The following is a 16,391-nucleotide window of genomic DNA, read 5'->3' on the forward strand; positions in this document are numbered from 1 at the left end:
AAGGATTGCATTGTGGCTACTGCCGCACAATGGCTTGAGGGCGCCCGCCCGCGAACCCTCCCCATGGCGATTGCCCCGGTGATCGTGGGTTGCGCTGCAGCGTTCGACCTTGGCGCCTTCAAACCGGTCAACGCCCTGCTGGCCGCAGTGGTCGCTGTGATGCTGCAGATCGGCGTCAACTACGCCAATGACTACTCCGACGGCGTCAGAGGTACCGACGCCGACCGGGTGGGCCCCCTGCGTCTCACCGGTTCCGGCGCCGCCCGTCCCGGGCAGGTGAAGTGGGCTGCCTTTGCCTGCTTTGCGCTGGCCATGGTCGCTGGGACGAGCCTGATTGTGCTTTCGCAGACCTGGTTCCTGCTGCTGGTGGGAGTGGGCTGCGTGGCTGCTGCCTGGGGCTATACCGGCGGCCGCAACCCATACGGGTACATGGGGCTGGGCGATGTGTTCGTGTTTGTGTTCTTCGGTCTGGTCGCGACGCTCGGAACCACCTACACGCAGGCGGGCCAGCTGAGCGCTGTGGCCTGGATCGGCGCCATCAGCACCGGAATCATTGCCATGGCACTCCTGATGGCCAACAACGTTCGGGACATCCCGACAGACCGTGAAGCCGGGAAAATCACGCTCGCCGTCCGGCTGGGCGATACCGCAGCACGGATCACCTACGTGATGATGCTCGCCGTGGCACTCCTGCTGCCCCTGTTCATGGTCTACGACTACCCGTGGGTGCTCCTGGTGCTATTGCTCATCCCCGCTTGCCTGATGCCGAGCTGGCTGATGCTCAAGGGCAAAAAACGCCGAAGCTTGATCCCGGTCCTCAAGATGACCGGGCTGATCAATCTCGGGTTCAGTGTGCTTTTCGGGGCCGGAGTGGTCCTGACCGCTGTGCTGGCTTGACCGCTGTGCTGGGCTACCCGCTGTGTTGGGCTAGCTGCTGTGCTGGGCTAGCTACTCCTGCTGGCCTCGCTGCAGCGCCGGACAGCCCACAGAGCCAGCGGGCGTATCTACCCGGCAGGCGCCCGGTGGCGGTTTCGCTCAGGGTCGGGGTTTGCGGTCTGCGTTGATCGTGGCGTTGGGGTCGTAGGCGTCCTCGGCGGCGGCGTCGTCGAGCTCGGAAAGGTTGCGCTGCGGTGGCGCACCGTCCCTGAACCGGCGTTGCAACGACGCCGATGCGGCGTCACGCATTTCCCGGAAGAAGAGGTAGGTCACGCACCAGGCCAGAATCGCCGCGACAACCGCGGAGAAGATGGCGCCAAGGCCGAGCCAGTAGGAAATGACGAAGAAAACCACGACGAGGCCGAGGCGTAGGGCAGTGAATTTGAAGAAGGGCACTCATCAAGTTTACTCGCCTACAATTGATAGATGCCTCGCCTGTTGTTGTTTCTTATCCTCGTTGCAGTTGCCGTCATCGTCTACGCACTGATCGACTGCATCATGACCAAGGCGCACTCGGTGCGCAGCCTTTCCAAACCCGCGTGGATCGTGACGATCGTCCTGGTTCCACTGCTCGGGGCAGGGCTCTGGTTCCTGTTCGGTCGCTCCCGCCCCACCAGCCCCCGTGGACGGTCCCGCCCCGCGCCCAGGCATCCCACCGCCCCGGATGACGACCCTCAGTTCCTTCGGAACCTTGAGGCGAAGCGTCGGCAGGACGCCCGCGAGAAGGAGCTGCGCCGTAAGGAGCAGGAACTCCGCGCGGCGCAGGAGAAGAAGGCTCGCGAAGACAAGCAGAAGAACGACGGCGACACCGACTCCGAACCGGGCAGCCAGACCGCCTGACACCCGTCCCGGCACGCCCAGCAGCCCCGCGGTCGGCTCGCAACCGGCGAGCGACCGGCGTCGGGACCAGCGTCGAGACCAGCGTCGAGACCGGCCTGCGACGGCGAGCGACCGGCGTCGGGACCAGCCTGCGACGGCGAGCGACCGGCGTCGGGACCGGATCGGTCAGGAATCAAGACATTCGAGGGCAACATGCGGCATGTCCCACACCGATGTCCAGGTTGACCCCGCCGGCCCGGGTTGGTCACCACGCCAGGTCGCGTCCCAGGCCAGGTTGCTCACCACACCAGGCTGCTCACCACACCGGCCCCGCAACGACCGACGGCACACAGAAAAGTGCAGCTACGCCGTGGGCGTAGCTGCACTTTTTGTCTGGTTGCGCCCTTGCGGACCCGGTCTAGGCGTAGCTGTGCAGGCCCGAGAAGTAGATGTTCACGATCGTGAAGTTGAAGACGATGCACAGGTACCCGATGATGCAGAGCCAGGCTGCGCGGGTTCCGGTCCAGCCGCGGGTGGCCCGTGCGTGCAGATAGCCCGCGAATACCACCCAGATGACGAAGGTCCACACTTCCTTGACATCCCAGCCCCAGTACCGGCCCCAGGCCTCTTCCGCCCAGATTGCGCCGGCCATCAGGGTGAAGGTCCACATCACGAAGGCGACGGCGTTGATCCGGTAGGACAGGTTCTCCAGGCTGAGCGCCGACGGGACCAGGCGCATGAACGGGGCGCGGTCGGTACCCCCGGCGGCGAGCCTGCGGATCCGGCTGGTCTGAATAAGCTGCAACACCGACATGGCGAACGTCAGGGTGAACAGTGCAGAAGACACCACCGCGACCGATACGTGGATGACGAGCCAGTAGCTCTGCAGGGCGGGAACCACGTTGCCTGCCGGTGTGAAGAAACCGATCGTCGCCGCGCACAGCATCACCAGGGTGAGGCCGACGACGAAGGTCCCGAGGAAACGGAGGTCCTTACGGATCAGGACCAGCAGGAAGACCACCACTACGACGAGCGCTCCGGTGGTGCAGAACTCGTACATGTTGCCCCAGGGCACCCGGTTCGTCGCAAGGCCCCGTGAGATGACACCGGCGGCGTGGATCAGTGCCGCAATCACCGTCAGCACGACGGCGATTCTCGCGAGTTTCCGTCGACCCGCGTAGTCCATAGTGTCATCGGCGGTGGCGTCACCGGCAACGCCAGCTGAACCGGCACGGACGCCTGGGCGGCTGCTCCGGTCTGCGCCCACCAGCGCCATCTGGTCAGCTTCCTGCGCAGCGGCGAGGTTTTCCTCGACCGCCCGGATTCGCTTGCTGCTCTTCACCAGGTCAAGCGTGAAGACAATGAAAGCGACCGTGTAGGTCAGGGCCGCGAGCAGCATGAAACGCTCGCTGAACTCACCCAGAGCCTGGTTGATTGTTTGCATTAGCTGTCCTTACCGTTTCCTACCTGGTGTGATGCGTGTTCGGTGGCCGTACTGTCTGACGCGTAAGTGGTGGTTTCGCCATTGCCTGATGGCTTGGTGAATCCATCTTGCTCCTTGGTCGGCTCATCCACCAGCCACTGCGCGCGAAGCGCTTTTTCGATTGCGGCGCCCTCGCCGGTCAGGCGGTGGTCTTCGCCGCGGGCCAGCAGCCCGTACTCGACCATGGTGCGACCGTCCTCATGGGTGCCGGTGCGCACCCAGACCCGGCGGCGTCCGATGAACAGTGACGCGCTTAGACCCGCAAGTGCCAGGGAGGAGAAAACCAAGGCTCCCAGCTGGCCCGGATCGTGGCGGATGTCGACCGCAATGTAGCGGTCCAGGCCGTCAAAGGAGACGGACCCCCTGCCATCCGGCAGGTCATAAGTCTGGCCGGCGCCGAGGACGATTCCGCCTTCGTCACTGGTGCGGCTGTTGAGCTCCGTCAGGTCCTCGGTGTCGAGCACGTAAACGCTGCGCGGTTCGCCGTCGTCGAGGCCAAGATCGCCGTAGTAGGAGTTGAGGTTGAGCTGGGGGTTGAACGGATCCGGGTCGCGGGAGAAGGCGACGCCGTCCTCGCCGACAAAAGCGGTGGGGAGGAAGAAGCCGACAAACCCCAGCTGGTCCGGGGCGGCGTCGGGAGCCTTGATCACGATGAGGGAGGTGAAGAGCCCATCCTGCGGGATGGTGACAACCGGGCCCTGCATGGCAATGTCTCCGTTGCCGTCACGGACCGTCACTATCGGCGCGTACCCGTTACCGACCAGGTAGACACCCGTGCCGCCGATCTTCAGGGGCGAGTTGACCTTCAGGACCTGCTCGACCTCGTCGGCCTCCGGCCCATCCTTGGTGGTGACGTTGGCGGTGAAGTCGAGCGGCTGGCCGTAGTGAGTTTCCTGCCGGTCGAACTGGACGTCGAAATTGTCCAGTCGCAGCGAATACGGTTCAAGCTGGCCGGCGCTGAAATTGGCCCCGGGGGTGAACGCGTCGTAACCAACCAGGGTATTCACGAAGCTGTCACCTTCAACGATGATTTTCTGCCCGCTGTAGCCAAACAGGCCGCCGACGGCGACTGACACCAGAACACCGATAAGGGAGAAGTGGAAGACGAGGTTGCCGACCTCCTTGAGGAAGCCGCGTTCGGCTCCAACCGAGGGCTGAGCCGATTCTGCGTCCCGGAGGTCCACCCGGTAACCGCGCTTCTTCAGCAAGGCTGCGGCGTCGGCGGCGGCGGACGCCGCGGTGAGCCGGGAGCCATGGGCTTGCGCTCCGGCGGGCAGCACGAGGGTGCCGTAGATCGGCATCCGGGATAGTTTCCGGGGCGTCCGGGGCGGCTTCGACCTCATCGCGCGGCCATGAACCAGCGTGCGCGGGATGACACAGCCGATCAGGGAAATGAACAGCAGCAGATAAATGGCCGAGAACCAGACCGAGGAGTAGACGTCGAACAGCTGGAACCAGTCAAGGATCGGCCCGGTGTCGGGGTTGTCCTGGATGTACTGGGTGACTACTGCGGGGTTTGCCGGGCGCTGCGGGAACAGGGACCCCGGAACGGCGGCGACAGCAAGCAGGAGCAGCAGGAACAGGGCTGTGCGCATGCTGGTCAGTTGGGTCCAGCCCCAGCGGAGGCTGCCGCGGAAGCCGAGCGCTGGCAGCGCGACGTCGGGCTTTCCGCCTTCGGGAGTGTCGGGGGTCATTGTCTGCCCCCTTTCGTTGGGATCAGTTGTCATTAGATGGGGAGGGTCACCCCGCCAAGCCAGTTCTGCAGTTCATTGATCCACAGGGTCCAGACCCCGGTAGCCATGAGCAAGCCGACGACCACCAGCATCCCGCCGCCGAACCGTTGCAGGGACAGCCGGTGTTTCCTGAAGAAGGCCATCGCTCCCATTCCACGTCGCACGCCGAGAGCAATCAGCAGGAAGGGAAGGCCCAGACCCAGGCAATACACGAAGGTCAGTGCTGCGCCCTTCGCCGCGCTGGCGTCGTCGTTGGAGAACGCGAGCAACTGCACAGCAGAGAGAGTGGGGCCGATGCACGGGGCCCAGCCCAACCCGAACGTCAGGCCGAGCAGCGGCGCCCCCCACAGCCCGGTAGGCACCCTGGTCTGCAACTTCTTTTCGGTTTGGAACCAGGAGAATCCACCCATGAAGATGAGTCCCATCAGCACCACCACCAGTCCCATGACAGGGATAAGCCAGCTTTCGGAACCAACCATCCAGGCTCCCAGCTGGCCAAACAGGGCACCGTACGCCATGAAGACCACCGAGAATCCGAACACAAACAGGGCGATCCCGGTCAGCATCCGGCCGCGCTTCTGCTGCTCAAGGTCGACACCGGTCAGTCCCGTGACATAGCCCAGGTAGCCGGGCACCAGCGGGAGGACACAGGGCGATGCGAAGGACACCAGACCGGCAAGGAGTGCAACCGGCAGGGCAAGCAGCATTGAGCCGTTCAGCACCGTATCGGCGAAGGCGTTGCTGGGGGCAAGCGGAAGGGAGCCGCCGACGACGGCACTCAGGTGGAGGGGAAGATTCACTGTCAGTTACTCGGCCAGTGCTGTTTCGATGAGAGCCCCGAGCGTGGTCTTGTCGGCGAGCCCGAGAATCCGCGCTGACACCCGACCTTCCTTGTCGATGACCAGCGTGGTGGGCACTGCCTGAGGGGGAACATAGCTGGTCATCGCCAGCAGCACCCCGCCGTCCTGATCATCGAGACTCGGGTAGGGAATCTCGAAGCTCCGTTCAAAAGCCTCGGCGGTCTTCTCCGTATCCCGGATGTTGACCCCGTAGAACCGGGCCCCCGCCGACTGGTACTCGTCGTGCAGCGCCACCAGGTCCGGTGCTTCCTCGCGGCAGGGCGCACAGGCCGCGTACCAGAAGTTCACCACCGTCACATCCCCCACCCAGTCCGCCGAGTCGACGACGGTGCCATCGTATTTCGTGCCGGTAAGCGTGACAGGTTCACCCCGGTCGCCCACGGCGTACTCGGTGACCGAGCCGTCGCCGGCAATGTAGTTCTTGTTGTCACCCACGGCCGCCTGCTGAGCCAACGGATCGTCAGCGGCACACGCCGAAAGGGCAATCGCGGCGGACAGCCCAATAGCCAGTGCTGTCCCGAGCCTTTTCGGGCGCCGGGCGGATCGGTCAGAGTTTTTCACAGCTTCTTCCACAGTTCTACAACGTGTAGTAATACTACTACGCTCCCGGCAGGTTTGCCGCACCGGGCAGGAGGTCCGCGCTTGGCTCTTCATAGCGCACCCCAATCAGGCGCCCGCCGTCGAAGTCCAGGGACGTGATCGAGCTCAAGGTGCACTCGCGATCTCGGGGATCGTGCCATAGCCGCCGGTTCTCCGCGGCAAGGCGGGACACCCAGATGGGCAGTTGGTGGCCCACCAGGATTACTTCGGCTGGACCCGCCGACCCATTTGCTTCAGCGAGCGCGACGGCGGCCCGCCGGGCATCACCCACTGCGGCCATCATGCGCTCTACCTGCTGGCTGTACGGCTCACCCCAGGATGGCCGGAATGGGTTGGCCAGCAACGGCCAGTGCCGGGGGTTCCGCAACTGCTGGGCCACCTGGGACATGCCCTCAAATCGGCTGTAGGCCTCAATAACCCTGTCGTCCGTCACAATTTCAAGGCCGAGCCGTTCGGCAATCGGAGCGGCAGTTTCCTGCGCCCGGGTCAGTGGGGACACTACCAACCGGACAACGCTCGCCCCGCCGGCAACCCGGGCCGCAAAGTGACCTGCAACCCGCTGAGCCATCTTTTGGCCCAGCTCCGAGAGGTGAAAATTCGGGAGTCGCCCGTAAAGTACACGCTCTGGATTATGGACCTCGCCATGACGGACGAGGTGGACAGTAGCTAGGGACATAGGTCCAGTTTCTCAGAGTTCGGTCGGTCAGCTAAATCCGCCGAAGCCGATCCGGCGCAGATTCATTTGAACATTTAACTAACTTCGGGAATAATCGATGCAAATGCATGTTTATTATAGGTGACGGCCTTCCGGCTGCCACCTACCCATAACCCAGACCGCACCATCATCAGGAGATCCACCATGGCAATTCCTACAGGACTGAACAACGGCACCTGGACCCTCGACGGCTCACACAGCGAGGTCGGCTTCACCGTGCGCCACGCTGGCATCAGCAAGGTACGCGGCAACTTCGACACCGTCGACGCAGCACTTCATGTCGGGTCCTCACTCAGTGACTCCAAGGTCACCGCGACCATCAAGACTGCTTCCTTCAACTCCAACGACGCCAACCGCGACGGCCACGTCCGCGGCGAGGACTTTTTCGACGTCGAGCGTTTTCCCGAAATGATTTTCGAGTCGACCTCCATCGAAGGTTCCGGCGAGACCTACCAGCTCTCAGGCAACCTGACGATCCGCGACGTAACCCTCCCGGTGGTCTTCGAAACCGAATTCAACGGGGTGGCAGTTGACCCCTTCGGCGCAACCCGCGCCGGGTTCTCCGGTCAGACCGTCATTTCCCGCAAGGACTTTGGCCTGACCTGGAATGCCGCCCTCGAAGCCGGCGGCGTTCTGGTCGGCGACAAAGTCACCATCAACCTTGATGCAGCGTTCGTAGCTCCAGCCAAGTAGACCTCCCCAGCCAGCGGCTGCCGCACTCCGTTCTGGAGTTCGGCAGCCGCTGTTGTTTAATCCCCCGGCTGCACAAAGCTCCGCGCTAGGGTTGGCTATGTGGCCCCACAGGGTCTGTATCAACCAGTCTCAAGTGAAGAGGAAACGGCAATGAGCACACCTCCCAATGACCCCCATCCCGGCCAGGACCTGCCACCACGCGATAACGCGGGAGCACAGCAGCCATCCGTCGGACAGAACCCCACCGACGGACAGCCAGCCCCTTACGGCTACCAGAATGCGCAACCCTCCGGCTACAGCTACCCGGGGAATATGAACCAGGTGTCGGTCACCGAGAAGGGCCCTGCGCCGAAAGAGGTGGAGCGGGCCTTCTGGCTGATCATCGCCGCCGGCGTGCTCAATTTCCTCGCCAGCATCCTGAGCGTGATGACTACCCCCGTGTCAGGGGCGGGCGCCGGGGTCGCCACCGCGCTCGTGCTGGTGTTTGCAACGGTGCTCACGGGCGTCTACATTCTCCTCGCGATCTTCATCCGCAAGGGACATAACTGGGCCAGGATCACAGCCACCGTGTTGGCTGCCCTCTCCGTCCTGTCCTACCTGTTCGGACTGCTGTCCGCTTCGATGCTCGAAGGTAACGAGATGCTGCAGGGGCAGGAACTCATGACTCCGGGTCCGCTGGAAACTGTTCTCACCATCATCGTCACGCTGCTCGGCGTTGCTGGCGTCGTCATGACCTTCCTGAAGCCGGCCCGCCCGTACTTCCAGAAGCAGATCGTTCCGGGCCAGTTCTAGGCCCTCACGCCAGGCGCTCAAAGCGCCTGCACAACCTACTGCGCCGAACGGGTGCGGGCGTCGGCAGCAAGGTCCGGTTCCTGCGCCCGTTGTGCGTGGTAGGCAAGAATCTGCAGTTCGGTGGCCATGTCCACCTTCCGGAGCTGGACACTTTCAGGCACCTGCAGCACTACCGGCGCAAAGCTCAGGATGCTGGTGATTCCTGCATCAACCAACCGGTCGCACAGTGACTGTGCCACTGCTGCGGGAACCGCGAGTACCGCCATGTTGGCCCGGGTCCGTTCCAGGACCTGTTCCAGGTCGGTGATTGGGCTCACCCGTAGCCAGCCCACCTCCGCTCCAACAACCAACTGGTCGGCGTCGAACAGCGAAACAATCTCGAATCCCCTGGATTCGAAACCGGAGTAACCAGCCAGCGCGCGCCCCAGGTTGCCCGCGCCGATGATGGCGACCCGCCAGTCGAGTGTCAGGCCGAGCGCCGCCGAGATCTGCCGGTTCAGGTATTGCACGTCGTAGCCGACACCCCGGGTGCCATAGGACCCCAGATAGGACAGGTCTTTGCGCAGGATGGGCGAATTGACGCCGGCCGCTTCAGCCAGCCGGTCAGAGGACACCCGCTCGGTGCCTTCCGCCAGCAACGAGGTGAGTGCCCGCAGATAGACGGTCAGGCGCGTCAGCGACGCTGACGGGATCTGCCGTGCGGCAGTGCCAGCCCCTGACAGGTGTAGCTCTGGTAGTTCAGGCGTCGTCACTCTCTATCACTCCGTCTGCTGTCCGCCAGCCGCCGTACGGCAGGTCTGCACGACGCCGGACCGGCCGACACCGTGAGTATCTTCACCTTAGGGTGCGGCGCCCGCGACACAAAGCTGGCTTCCCGGCCGATCACTGGGTCAGCAGCCTCCGCAGGCGCGCCTCATCGATCTTCCAGAAATCTCGCTGTACCCCGTCGATAAGCAGGACAGGGATTTCCTCGGCGAACCGCTCCAACAGGTCGGGTGCATCAACTGTCGACAATTCGTGCCAGGGCACTCCCAGCTCTTCGCAGACCGCAGCAACCACCGCCCGCGCAGCAGCGCACAGGTGGCAATCGGGCTTCGTCAACAGCTCGACGACGGGGCTCACCGCACCGTCTGTCGGCATTTCCGGCCGGGGAGGAGAAACCATGTCATCCAAGCTACCGCCTCATCCGGTGCGGCTCGGTATCGGGCCGCACGCCGCGACGCAATTGATTTAGACTCACACTATGTCCGCTGCCAGTACCGGGCCCCTGCGTACCGTTCCAGGGGTAGCCGCCACCCTTCCCGGCCCGGGAGGGGACGCCGCCTTTTTCGACGTCGACAACACGATGATGCGGGGCGCGAGTCTGTTCCATGTGGCCCGGAAAATGTATCAGCGGAAAGCGTTCACCCTGAGGTTCGCCAGCGGCTTGGCCTGGAAACAGCTCCGGTTCGTGATGCGCGGCGAAAATATGACCGACATCAACTCTGTACGCGACGCGGCTCTGGCCTTCGCGATCGGGATCGCGCACGAGGACGTCAAAGCGCTCGGCGAGGAAGTCTACGACGAGATGATCGCGTCCAAGATTTGGCCCGGCGCTCGCGCTTTGGCCGAGCAACACCTGAAATCGGGTCGCCGGGTATGGCTGGTCACCGGCACTCCCGTGGAAGTGGCGAGCGTGATCGCCAACCGTCTCGGACTCACCGGCGCACTCGGCACTGTTGGCGAGGTCGCTGACGGTCTGTATACCGGGAAGCTGGTGGGCGAGTTCCTGCATGGTCCTGCAAAAGCCGTTGCAGTGCGTGCTCTCGCCGAGAAAGAGGGACTGAACCTGCAACGGTGCTGGGGTTACAGCGACTCCTACAACGACATTCCCCTCCTGACTATCGTGGGGCATCCGGTGGCGATCAACCCGGACCGCAAGCTCCGGCATCATGCACGGGACAACAACTGGCCGATCTACGATTTCCGCAGCGGCCGCCGGGCCGCGACCCTTGGACTCAAAGCAGCCACCGGGGCGGGCGCCGTGTACGGGCTCTGGCGTGGCTTCACCCGGATGCGCGGGAACTGATCAGACCCCGTTAACGACGTTGGGCCCGCCACAGAGGTGGCAGGCCCAACGATGAAACTGTCTTTACTTTTTGTTGCGACGCTGGTGACGAGTCTTGCGAAGCAGCTTGCGGTGCTTCTTCTTGGCCATACGCTTGCGGCGCTTCTTAATTACTGAACCCATAAAGTCCTCACAAACTGATCTTCGGTTTCCGATACACGGCCCGGGTGGGCACGACGATCGGATGCTGACAATAACGCAACTACCTACGCGGATCGGCCTTCTCGCCCTAAGGCGCACAGCCGATAGCGCGTAAAACGCTCCTTAACAGGGTACCGCTAATTAGCCGCGGCCCCGACCGGCCCCGTTGGGCTATCCGGTTTCGGGCTGACCCTCCACCGCCGCACCCCGAACGAACTGTTCAACAGCCGATTCTGGGACCCGGTAGGAACGGCCAAAGCGCACAGCCGGCATCTCGCCTGCGTGAACCAGGCGGTACACGGTCATCTTGGAAACTCTCATCATGTCGGCCACTTCGGCGACGGTCAGAAATTTGACGTCTGAGAAATTGCTCGCGTCTACCATCCCACATTGCTCCTTACACTGAGGTCTGCACCCCCAACGTGTGCAATCTGAGACTAACCACTTGGCAGTCACACGGCGTGCCGCCTTGCAATTCGAAGGTTTACCGCTGCCTCATACTGTAGTGGCTGCTGTGGCTAAAGTGAAAGTGCTGCCGGGCTATCATCCTGGCGCACCACCAACCGGTTAGTCGCGGCGTCGACGCAGCTTCGGCAACTGCGCGAAGAGGTCGGCTGCCCGCTGGCCCGCACGACCGACTGTCCGGCCGAAGGCCTGCTGCCCGGCAGGGTCGATGGCTGGATCGGCCGCTGGATCAACGGCTGCTGCGAGGACTCCCGAGTGGCGAGGCGAAACGACCGCCAGTTCAGGGGCTATCGATGGCTGGGCCGGAAGGTCAAACGATCCGAGCCACAACTCTATTTCGCGCAGCGGAGCCGGGTTCAAGGAGTAGAAGCGGCGCTGCCCCTGCGCACGCATTGAGACCAGGCCCGCTTCACGCAGGACTTTCAGGTGCTTTGATACCGTGGGCTGGCTGACCTCGAGCTCGACCACCAGCTCACCGACCGCTTTGTCTCCGGCGCGTAACGACCCGAGAATCTCGCGGCGGGTACCTTCAGCCACGACTGCGAACACATCCTCGATTACCATTCCATTACCCTAACGACATATACGCAATCGGTGCTAGTCGAACCATGGATCAAGTCCGTGGAGCGGGAAAACCGCCTTACGGGTGGCCATCACGGTGCGGTCAAGGTCATCGTTCGGGTCGTAGCCAACTTCCCAGGACCGCCACCAGGTGTCGGCGCCGTCACCCATTAACAGCGGCGCCTCGGCACCGTAGTGCTCAAGCACATAGGAACGCCACGATTCCGGGACCGCGGTCTTGGGCCCTATCGGCGCCCCGGCAGCAACGGCAATCAGAGTGGACCATGCCCGGGGGACGACACTGGTGACGTTGTATCCGCCTCCCCCCGTGGCAATCCACCGTCCCTCACAGATGCGGGACGCGAGGTCACGGATGCTGACTGCCATCTCGCGCTGCGCATCGATACTGATCCTGAGATTGGTCAGCGGGTCGTCCACATGGCTGTCACAACCGTGCTGGCTCAGAATGACCTCCGGCTGGAAAGCTTCGGCGAGTGGCGGGACCACCGAGTGGAAGGCCCGGAGCAGGCCACCATCCCCGGCAAGAGTCGGAAGCGCTACGTTCACCGCATAGCCCTCCGCCCCTACGCCGCCCGTTTCATTGGCGAACCCGGTCCCGGGGAATAGGCTCATCCCCGTTTCGTGAAGGGAGATAGTCATGACACGTGCGTCATCGTAGAAAATGTTCTGCGTGCCGTCCCCATGGTGGGCGTCAACGTCGATATACAGGACCCGCTGCGTGCCAGCGTCGAGCAGGCGTTGGATCGCCGCGGCGGCGTCGTTGTAGATGCAGAATCCACTGGCCATCGACCGGCTCGCGTGGTGCATGCCGCCGCCGAAATTCACCGCATGCACTGTCCGCCCGGACAACACAGCGTCGGCGGCAGCCAGCGACCCACCGACCAAACGCGCGCTCGCATCGTGCATTCCCGGGAACGCCGGGTTGTCTGCCGTTCCCAGACCCAGTGCCTGATCGGCCTGATCCGGATTGGTATCAGCAGTCCGCACAGCGGTGATGTAGTGGGAACTGTGAACGGTTCCCAACTCCCCGTCGGTCGCCACGAATGGTTCAGCGACCGTCACCCCATCCCGGTCGAACAAACCCAGGTCCGACGCGAGGCGCGCCGTAAGGGCCAGCCGCTGTGGGTTCATCGGATGCGTGGGACCGAAGTTGTACGCCAGCATGGATTCGTCCCAGACAACACTGGTGGGGAACGACGCGGATTCGCTACTCATCACTCACAGGCTACGTGATTTAGTGGGCGCTTGGACACGCTGGCCCGATGAAAGTGGTTTACTACTCGGAGGGCATTTGGAGCGATCCATCCGAAGTCGAGACCGCGGAACCGGGGCAAAGCGAGCGCAATGGCAAGATCACAGCCATCCTGGCTGCAGGAAGAGCAGAGCGTATACCTGAGGGTGCTGGCTCGCATCCGGGATTTCATCGATGGAGTGGCCAACAGCTCCCCCGCTCGCGTCGCCCTGATCATCTTTTTTAGCGTCATCCTCATCTTCACCGTGCTCCTCAGCTTGCCGGTCGCTTCCAGCGACGGCGTCGCCGCTCCGCTGCACGATGCCTTGTTCACCGCGGTTTCGGCGGTTTGCGTGGTCGGTCTGACAGTGGTTTCAACCGCCGCCTATTGGTCCTTCTTCGGGCAACTGGTGATCCTGATCGCCATCTTCGTCGGCGGCCTGGGCACCCTCACTCTCGCATCGCTGCTCGCGCTGATGGTGAGCAAGCGGCTCGGTGTGCGTGGGAAGCTGCTAGCCCAGTCCGCGCTGAACAACGCCTCCCGCCTCGGCGAGGTGGGAACATTGCTGCGCATCGTGATCACCACATCGGTGGTCGTGGAGATTGTGCTCGCCCTGATGCTGATCCCCCGATTCATGGTGCTTGGAGAACCGTTCTGGCTCGCCGTATGGCATGGGGTGTTCTATTCGATTTCCGCTTTCAACAACGCAGGGTTCACGCCGCACTCGGATGGCCTGGTCCCCTACGAGACCGATCTTTTCATTCTGATACCCATCATGATCGGCGTGTTTCTGGGCAGCCTCGGCTTCCCCGTCATCCTGGTCCTCATCCAGTACCGTCTCAGGGTCCGTAAATGGAGCCTGCACACCAAGCTGACCGTCAACGTCTCGCTGATCCTGCTGGTAGCCGGGGCAATTGCCTGGGGCGCAATGGAATGGTCCAACAGCCGGACCATCGGCGGATTCAGCAACAGCGACAAGGTGATCCATGCCCTGTTCGCCTCGGTGATGACCAGATCGGGCGGGTTCAACCTGGTGGACCAGGCCGAAATGGGGTCGGCCACCATGTTGCTGACCGATGCACTCATGTTTGCCGGTGGCGGGTCCGCTTCCACCGCTGGCGGCATCAAGGTCACGACGATCGCCGTCATGTTCCTCGCCATCGTGGCCGAGGCACGCGGCAACTCGGATGTGAAGGCCTACGGGCGTAAGATTCCCGAAGGCGTCATGCGGGTGGCCATCTCAGTGATCTTTATGGGCGCGACCCTGGTCCTCGTTGCCACGGGGGTTCTGCTGTGGATGACCGAGGAGGACCTTAACCGGGTGCTGTTCGAAGTGATTTCAGCGTTCGCCACCTGCGGGCTCAGCACCAACCTCAGTGCTGAATTGCCGCCGGAAGGAAAATACGTCCTGTCCGCACTGATGTTTGCCGGCCGCATGGGAACCATCACCCTGGCATCTGCACTGGCCCTCCGGCAGCGCAGCACCTTGTACCACTACCCTGAAGAGAGGCCGATCATTGGCTGAGAGACCAGCACATAACGCACCGGTACTGGTGATCGGCTTGGGCCGCTTCGGTTCAGCGACGGCCGACCAGCTGGTCAAGCAAGGCCGTGAGGTTCTGGCGATCGAACGCGACACCCAGCTTGTCCAGAAGTGGTCGGGGGTGCTCACCCACGTCGTTGAGGCGGACGCCACCAATATCGATGCCCTCCGCCAGCTCGGCGCGCAGGAGTTCAGCGCCGCCGTCGTCGGCGTTGGCACCTCGATCGAATCAAGCGTGCTGATCACCGCCAACCTCGTGGACCTCGGTATCGACCATCTGTGGGTCAAGGCGATCACCCCGGCGCACGGCAAGATCCTCAAACGCATTGGCGCTAACCACGTCATCTACCCCGAGGCCGACGCCGGTGTGCGTGCAGCTCACCTGGTCGGCGGGCGGATGCTCGACTTCATCGAGTTCGACGACGGTTTCGCGATCGTCAAGATGTACCCGCCGAAGGAAACCCAGGGTTTCACGTTGGGCGAATCGGCGGTGCGGTCCAAGTACGGCGTCACCGTTGTCGGCGTGAAGTCGCCAGGAGAGGACTTCACCTACGCCCGGCCAGACACCAAGGTGAGCAGCCGGGACATGTTGATCGTTTCGGGCCACGTTGACCTGCTGGAACGGTTCGCTGCCCGCCCTTAGGCCCGGGGCGTGGGCCTGCTAGGAGTCCAACTCCTCGGTGATGGCCTGGGCACGGTTGCTGGCGGCCCGGGCTCCGGCGGCAATGATGACCGGCAGATCCAACCGGTCGAATGTCGCGATGGCCTGCTCGGTGGTGCCGTTGGGGCTGGTGACGGCTCGCCGCAGGGCGGTGGGGTCCGCATCCTGCTCCGCGAGCATGTACCCGGCGCCGGCCACCGTTTCTGTGGCCAGGATTTTCGCCAGCCCTGGGTCAAGCCCCAGTTCCACACCCGCGGCGGCCATAGCCTCCGCCAGATAAAACACATAGGCCGGGCCCGAGCCGCTGACGGCTGACAACGCATCCACCTGGTCCTCAGGGATATCGACGACGGTACCCGCGGAGCCGAGAATGTCCCGCGCCTGCGTCATGAGTGAGGCGTCCGCGTGGGTACCGGCCGAGATGGAGAGCACTCCCCTGCCCAGCCGGGATGGGGTGTTGGGCATCGAACGGATCACCGGCTGACCCTCGGGAAGCGCAGCTCGAGCATCGCCAGGGAAATGGCTGCCGCAACGCTGATGACCGTCGTCGTCGGCCGCAGCGCTGGACCGATTTCCCGGGCCAGGGCGATCGTTCCGACCGGCTTGACCCCCATGATGACGACGTCGGCCCCCGCGGCTGCAGTGCGGTTGGCGTCAGGGTCCTCAGCGGTCGCCAACACGGTAATGCCGTGCACGCGGCGCAGTTCGGCCGCACGTTCGGCACTCCTGACGGTCGCCGTCACCCGCTCCGGTGACACGCCACCGGCGAGCAGACCGCCGAGGATCGCCTCGTTCATAGAGCCACAGCCGAGGAAGGAAATCGTTGGTTCAGTCACGTTGGTCATGTTTCCATCCTGCCACGGACAAATTCCCAGCGTTATCCCAGCTAACGGCGCCACTTTTTCGGCGAAATATCAGTACACTCGTTATTACCTCATAAAGGTGCGAGAGATGACGACCGGACTTCCTTGGTCTGGTCTTCAGGTGCCGGTGAGCGACACAGGTTAGCCCCCCACTTTCCTGGACAGC

19 protein-coding genes and 1 pseudogene are annotated in these 16,391 nt (G+C 63.2%); 7 read left to right on the forward strand and 13 right to left on the reverse strand.

What is annotated here, in order from left to right:
• The first annotated feature begins 12 nt into the window (after positions 1-12).
• Positions 13-897 (forward strand): 1,4-dihydroxy-2-naphthoate polyprenyltransferase, encoded by an 885-nt coding sequence (locus tag DDA93_RS10320; protein WP_116778722.1) that lies wholly within the window; start codon positions 13-15, stop codon positions 895-897.
• A 138-nt stretch (positions 898-1,035) separates the two neighbouring features.
• Here DDA93_RS10320 and DDA93_RS10325 read toward each other — a convergent pair whose 3' ends face one another.
• Positions 1,036-1,332 carry a DUF4229 domain-containing protein gene (locus DDA93_RS10325; RefSeq protein WP_019483193.1) on the reverse strand — a complete coding sequence of 99 codons (297 nt, stop codon included), beginning with the start codon at positions 1,330-1,332 and terminating at the stop codon, positions 1,036-1,038.
• A 30-nt stretch (positions 1,333-1,362) separates the two neighbouring features.
• Here DDA93_RS10325 and DDA93_RS10330 point away from each other — a divergent pair, with 30 nt between their 5' ends.
• Positions 1,363-1,776 carry a PLD nuclease N-terminal domain-containing protein gene (locus DDA93_RS10330; RefSeq protein WP_019483192.1) on the forward strand — a complete coding sequence of 138 codons (414 nt, stop codon included), beginning with the start codon at positions 1,363-1,365 and terminating at the stop codon, positions 1,774-1,776.
• Positions 1,777-2,173: 397 nt separating this feature from the next.
• On the opposite strand, the gene ccsB is transcribed toward DDA93_RS10330, so the two are convergent.
• The 5 genes from ccsB to DDA93_RS10355 form a co-directional block, all read right to left on the reverse strand.
• On the reverse strand, positions 2,174-3,199 hold the full coding sequence (gene ccsB, locus DDA93_RS10335; RefSeq protein WP_019483191.1) for a c-type cytochrome biogenesis protein CcsB: 1,026 nt from the start codon (positions 3,197-3,199) through the stop codon (positions 2,174-2,176).
• Positions 3,199-4,932 carry a cytochrome c biogenesis protein ResB gene (locus tag DDA93_RS10340; protein ID WP_019483190.1) on the reverse strand — a complete coding sequence of 578 codons (1,734 nt, stop codon included), beginning with the start codon at positions 4,930-4,932 and terminating at the stop codon, positions 3,199-3,201. The genes ccsB and DDA93_RS10340 overlap by 1 nt, the downstream gene beginning before the upstream one ends.
• A gap of 32 nt (positions 4,933-4,964) precedes the next feature.
• On the reverse strand, positions 4,965-5,678 hold the full coding sequence (locus tag DDA93_RS10345) for a cytochrome c biogenesis protein CcdA (protein WP_050994964.1): 714 nt from the start codon (positions 5,676-5,678) through the stop codon (positions 4,965-4,967).
• Positions 5,679-5,777: 99 nt separating this feature from the next.
• Positions 5,778-6,392, reverse strand: coding sequence for a TlpA disulfide reductase family protein (locus tag DDA93_RS10350; protein WP_019483188.1), 615 nt, complete (start codon positions 6,390-6,392; stop codon positions 5,778-5,780).
• A gap of 37 nt (positions 6,393-6,429) precedes the next feature.
• Positions 6,430-7,107 (reverse strand): histidine phosphatase family protein, encoded by a 678-nt coding sequence (locus DDA93_RS10355; RefSeq protein ID WP_024476749.1) that lies wholly within the window; start codon positions 7,105-7,107, stop codon positions 6,430-6,432.
• A gap of 183 nt (positions 7,108-7,290) precedes the next feature.
• Between DDA93_RS10355 and DDA93_RS10360 the strand changes: the two genes are divergently transcribed.
• Entirely contained in the window at positions 7,291-7,839 is a 549-nt protein-coding gene (locus DDA93_RS10360) for a YceI family protein (RefSeq protein WP_019483186.1), read from the forward strand.
• Between the two features lie 150 nt (positions 7,840-7,989).
• Complete coding sequence (locus tag DDA93_RS10365; RefSeq protein ID WP_019483185.1) at positions 7,990-8,631, forward strand: hypothetical protein; 642 nt, start codon at positions 7,990-7,992, stop codon at positions 8,629-8,631.
• Between the two features lie 35 nt (positions 8,632-8,666).
• Here DDA93_RS10365 and DDA93_RS10370 read toward each other — a convergent pair whose 3' ends face one another.
• Positions 8,667-9,383 carry a redox-sensing transcriptional repressor Rex gene (locus tag DDA93_RS10370; protein ID WP_019483184.1) on the reverse strand — a complete coding sequence of 239 codons (717 nt, stop codon included), beginning with the start codon at positions 9,381-9,383 and terminating at the stop codon, positions 8,667-8,669.
• A 130-nt stretch (positions 9,384-9,513) separates the two neighbouring features.
• On the reverse strand, positions 9,514-9,795 hold the full coding sequence (locus DDA93_RS10375) for a glutaredoxin family protein (protein ID WP_237715298.1): 282 nt from the start codon (positions 9,793-9,795) through the stop codon (positions 9,514-9,516).
• A gap of 79 nt (positions 9,796-9,874) precedes the next feature.
• On the opposite strand from DDA93_RS10375, the gene DDA93_RS10380 reads away from it, so the two are divergent.
• A complete protein-coding gene (locus DDA93_RS10380; RefSeq protein ID WP_019483182.1) occupies positions 9,875-10,699 on the forward strand; it encodes an HAD-IB family hydrolase in 825 nt (274 codons plus the stop codon).
• Positions 10,700-10,762: 63 nt separating this feature from the next.
• Here the strand turns inward: DDA93_RS10380 and DDA93_RS10385 are convergent, their stop codons facing one another.
• From DDA93_RS10385 to DDA93_RS10400, 4 genes are all read right to left on the reverse strand, one after another.
• On the reverse strand, positions 10,763-10,861 hold the full coding sequence (locus DDA93_RS10385) for an AURKAIP1/COX24 domain-containing protein (protein ID WP_003792170.1): 99 nt from the start codon (positions 10,859-10,861) through the stop codon (positions 10,763-10,765).
• A gap of 189 nt (positions 10,862-11,050) precedes the next feature.
• Positions 11,051-11,263 carry a helix-turn-helix domain-containing protein gene (locus DDA93_RS10390; RefSeq protein WP_019483181.1) on the reverse strand — a complete coding sequence of 71 codons (213 nt, stop codon included), beginning with the start codon at positions 11,261-11,263 and terminating at the stop codon, positions 11,051-11,053.
• Between the two features lie 183 nt (positions 11,264-11,446).
• Positions 11,447-11,908, reverse strand: a complete 462-nt coding sequence (locus DDA93_RS10395) for a metalloregulator ArsR/SmtB family transcription factor (RefSeq protein ID WP_116778724.1) — start codon at positions 11,906-11,908, stop codon at positions 11,447-11,449.
• Positions 11,909-11,941: 33 nt separating this feature from the next.
• Positions 11,942-13,141 (reverse strand): acetoin utilization protein AcuC, encoded by a 1,200-nt coding sequence (locus DDA93_RS10400; protein ID WP_116778725.1) that lies wholly within the window; start codon positions 13,139-13,141, stop codon positions 11,942-11,944.
• Positions 13,142-13,270: 129 nt separating this feature from the next.
• On the opposite strand from DDA93_RS10400, the gene DDA93_RS10405 reads away from it, so the two are divergent.
• Together DDA93_RS10405 and DDA93_RS10410 are read left to right on the forward strand one after the other, a co-directional pair.
• Positions 13,271-14,683 carry a potassium transporter TrkG gene (locus DDA93_RS10405; RefSeq protein WP_026041135.1) on the forward strand — a complete coding sequence of 471 codons (1,413 nt, stop codon included), beginning with the start codon at positions 13,271-13,273 and terminating at the stop codon, positions 14,681-14,683.
• Positions 14,676-15,344 (forward strand): TrkA family potassium uptake protein, encoded by a 669-nt coding sequence (locus DDA93_RS10410; RefSeq protein ID WP_019483177.1) that lies wholly within the window; start codon positions 14,676-14,678, stop codon positions 15,342-15,344. Before DDA93_RS10405 ends, DDA93_RS10410 begins: the two co-directional genes overlap by 8 nt.
• Positions 15,345-15,362: 18 nt before the next feature.
• Here the strand turns inward: DDA93_RS10410 and proC are convergent.
• Positions 15,363-16,207, reverse strand: a pseudogene (proC, locus tag DDA93_RS10415) (pyrroline-5-carboxylate reductase).
• Positions 16,208-16,391 lie beyond the last annotated feature (184 nt).

Source organism: Arthrobacter sp. Bz4 (assembly GCF_003075455.1).
Taxonomy (GTDB): Bacteria; Actinomycetota; Actinomycetes; order Actinomycetales; family Micrococcaceae; genus Arthrobacter_D.